At 60.1% G+C, this 3,675-nt stretch carries 4 protein-coding genes; 2 read left to right on the top strand and 2 right to left on the bottom strand.

The window, feature by feature from the left end; genetic code table 11:
* Positions 1–68 precede the first annotated feature (68 nt).
* On the top strand, positions 69–566 hold the full coding sequence (locus tag WBB95_RS17895; protein WP_424488801.1) for an MgtC/SapB family protein: 498 nt from the start codon (positions 69–71) through the stop codon (positions 564–566).
* A gap of 23 nt (positions 567–589) precedes the next feature.
* Here the strand turns inward: WBB95_RS17895 and WBB95_RS17890 are convergent, their stop codons facing one another.
* Both WBB95_RS17890 and WBB95_RS17885 read right to left on the bottom strand, forming a co-directional pair.
* A complete protein-coding gene (locus WBB95_RS17890) occupies positions 590–1,393 on the bottom strand; it encodes a hypothetical protein (RefSeq protein ID WP_424488800.1) in 804 nt (267 codons plus the stop codon).
* A 386-nt stretch (positions 1,394–1,779) separates the two neighbouring features.
* Positions 1,780–1,938, bottom strand: coding sequence for a hypothetical protein (locus WBB95_RS17885; RefSeq protein WP_424488799.1), 159 nt, complete (start codon positions 1,936–1,938; stop codon positions 1,780–1,782).
* Positions 1,939–2,142: 204 nt separating this feature from the next.
* Between WBB95_RS17885 and WBB95_RS17880 the strand changes: the two genes are divergently transcribed.
* Positions 2,143–3,675 (top strand): maltotransferase domain-containing protein (locus WBB95_RS17880; RefSeq protein WP_424488798.1); only part of this gene is annotated, 1,533 nt, incomplete at its 3' end.

Raw genomic sequence — 3,675 nt, 5'->3', positions numbered from 1 at the left:
GGTTCCGGGCAACTGACTGGCGGTCGCTGCTGTCCATGTCTTATCAACCCTGACAAAGGACCCCTTTCATGGACGCTTGGTGGCATGAAGTCTGGCAAACCCTGCAAGCCGAATTCGCCGACATTGGCGACGCAAAGCAACTCACGCAGATTACTGTCCGCTTGCTGATCGCTGCGATACTCGGCGGTGTTTTAGGCTTTGAGCGCGAACAGAAGGGCAAGGCCGCCGGGGTGCGCACCCATATGCTGGTGGCCTTGGGAGCGGCCTTGTTCGTCTTGGTGCCGCAGATGTCCGGCAGCCAGGCGGACGCCATGAGCCGCGTGTTGCAGGGGGTGATTGCCGGCATTGGGTTCCTGGGCGCGGGCACCATCCTCAAGGGCAAGGAGGATGAGGAGGGCCAGCATGTCAAGGGCCTGACCACTGCCGCCGGTTTATGGATGACCGCCGCCATCGGCGTGGCGGCGGGCATGGGCCGGGAATCAACGGCGGTGCTCAGTACCTTGCTGGCGCTGGCGGTCTTCAGTGTGATGCCGATGATCGTCAAGCGCCTCGACAAGGATAAGTAGCAACGCCTAAGGGTTAACTCCCGTCACGTCACAACGGCGAACGTTGCTTCGCGCAGCAGCGACTGCAGGTTTGCCTCGCTCATGATCTGGTTGATCACCGTGCGCAGTTGCGCGACCTCCGAGGGGTCGGCACTCAGGCTGTTGAGTGACTCGTCGCTTAACAACCTTTCCAGGGCCTTGACGTGCTGCACTGTTTCAGTGGTATTCGGCTCGCGCATCATGCGAATGAGGCTGTCCCGGTTCAATATTTCACCGATTTCACGCATCGTTGCCAAGGCTTCCGCCGACGCCTGGGCATGGTCGTGGGTAATGGTTTGCGGCGTACTTTTACTGCGGGGCGCGACGTTAGGCGAAGGAGGGATGGCCGGTGTCTCAGTTTTGACCACGGGCGGTGTGCCAGGGGTGTCGAGCGTCAGTGGCTGACCAATCGCAATCAGGTTTTTGCACAGCGGTTCACAGTGACGCTCGCGGTGACGAGTATTGAGCTTCTCCGCTTTCAATTCTTTTCCGACCTGACGGCAAGCGTCAAAACTCTCCTGCGGGTCGATTTTGGCTGTGCGCTCTCGAATCTTCTCGGGGGTCAACGCCGCGATGGGAAGGGCTGTCGCTTCACGGCGCAGGCCATGGATATTTTTCTCGCTCAACAGCTCACCGACCTTGGCCCGTATTTGCGCCCGCTCCTTCGGGTCGTCACTCAGGAGGTTGAGTGAGTCCGGACTCAGCCGCGCTCGGAGTTCCTTGAGGTTTTGCGCCGTTTCCTTGGTGTAGGGCGCGCGCATCATATTGATGAGCGACTCGCGGCTCAGCAGTTGGGCGATTTTCTGCATCTTTGACAGGGCGTCGGGCGAGCGCGGGGCGATGGATGCCGCCTGGGTATTTTCGGTGTTCGGGGATTTGTCGTGAGCGTCGCGGGAAGGTGTTTCGGGGGTTGTGGCTGACGAGTGTTTCGCAGGGCCTGCCTGGTAGGGGGGTTGCGTCAATGACAGGGACGGCTGGGGTGGCAACGATGATATCGACATGATGAATACTCGCGTTGTGATTAAAAGAGGCCCTCACCGGATCTGTGGCTTGGCGTCGGCCCGCGCGAGTTGATTCTCTGATAGTCGAGACGCAGATGGATTTCAGGGCCGTCTCTACTATGGGTAGGAAGTGTCTGTAAGGCTTGCCCGCAAATTACTGGATTGCGGGCAAGCGCTCGTCCGCCTGGCTTACGTCACACGATCACCGGTGGCATGGTCGTAGGCGGTTCTTCGACCGGCGGCGGCACGTTTTCAGGCGGTTCCTTCTCTGGCACCGGCTCCGGTTCGCTGGGCGGCAGGGTCGGTGTGTCGATATTTGGATCAGGGGTTTCAGCCGGGATCGGGATATTCATCGGTGTGGCCTCCTTTGTGCTTTGCTCTACCGGTGGACATCCACGCGGCGCAATTGATTCCCCGCCGGATGGCGGCACATCCACCTGAACTTTTAACCCAGGCGCAGGCTCGGACCTATGACGGCCCTGCTCAGGGAGAGCGCTGCCGTACCAGAATTCGGATCAAGCAAAGAGCGTCCACAGGGCGTAAGGGGAAGATGCTCGATGACTGCTGAAACATTGGCTTCAGAAGACTCCATATTGCCGCTGTCCCAGGCGTTGCTGCTGCCCCGGATCGCGATCGAAAGCACCACGCCGGTGATTGACGGCGGTGAATTCGCGGTAAAAGCCGTGGTCGGCCAGCAACTGAATGTCACCAGCAAGGTGTTCGCCGACGGCCATGACAAGCTGGCCGTGCTGATTCGCTGGCGCCCGTTGCAGGATGAAAGCTGGCACAGCGTGGTCATGGCCGATGTCGGCAACAATGGCTGGGAGGGTTCGTTTACCGTCACCAGCCAGGGGCCACACGAATACTGCATCGAGGCCTGGATCGATACCTTCGCCAGCTTCTGCTACGAATTGCGCAAGAAACACGAGGCCGGGGTGCCGGTCAGCCTGGAATTGCAGGAAGGTCGCAGCCTGGTACTTCAGGCGGCCGAGCGCAGTGACAATGAATTGCGTGATCGCCTGATGCTGCTGCACCACGAACTCTCCGGCCTGCTGGAAACCGAGCAAGTCGCGTTGTTCCTGCACGAAGACAGTGCACACTTGATGACTCAGGCCGATCACCGCGCCTACTTGAGCATCAGCACCGTCTACCCGATTGACGTGGAGCGTGAGGCGGCGCAATTTGCCAGCTGGTACGAACTGTTTCCGCGCTCGATCACCGACGACCCAGCCCGCCACGGCACGTTCAATGACGTTCACTCGCGCTTGTCGATGATCCATGACATGGGTTTTGACGTGCTGTACTTCCCGCCGATCCACCCGATCGGGCGCAGCCACCGCAAAGGCCGCAACAACTCCCTGACCGCCGGCCCGGACGATCCGGGCAGCCCGTATGCGATCGGCAGCGAGGAAGGCGGCCACGAAGCCATTCACCCGCAACTGGGCAGCCGTGATGATTTCCGTCGCCTGGTCAAGGCCGCCGCCGACCATGGCCTGGAAATCGCGCTGGATTTCGCCATCCAGTGCTCCCAGGATCACCCGTGGCTCAAGCAGCACCCAGGTTGGTTCAACTGGCGCCCGGACGGCACGATCAAATACGCGGAAAACCCGCCGAAAAAATACCAGGACATCGTCAACGTCGATTTTTACGCGGCGGACTCGATCCCGAGCCTGTGGACCGAGCTGCGCGACGTTGTGCTGGGTTGGGTGGAAGAGGGCGTGAAGACGTTTCGTGTCGACAACCCTCACACCAAGCCGCTGCCGTTCTGGCAATGGCTGATCAGCGATGTGCGGTCCAGGCACCCTGACGTGATCTTCCTCGCGGAAGCCTTCACAACGCCGGCGATGATGGCGCGCTTGGGCAAGGTTGGGTATTCGCAGAGCTACACGTATTTCACTTGGCGCAACAACAAGGCTGAACTGAGTGAATACCTGGCGCAGTTGAACGAGTCGCCGTGGCGCGAGTGCTTCCGGCCGAATTTTTTTGTCAACACGCCGGACATCAACCCGGGGTTTTTGCATGAATCCGGGCGTCCGGGCTTTCTGATACGCGCAGCGTTGGCAACCATGGGTTCAGGCTTGTGGGGCATG

The sequence above is a fragment of the Pseudomonas sp. genome, assembly GCF_049645325.1.
Lineage (GTDB): Bacteria > Pseudomonadota > Gammaproteobacteria > Pseudomonadales > Pseudomonadaceae > Aquipseudomonas.
This window is presented reverse-complemented; position numbering and strand designations above follow the sequence as displayed.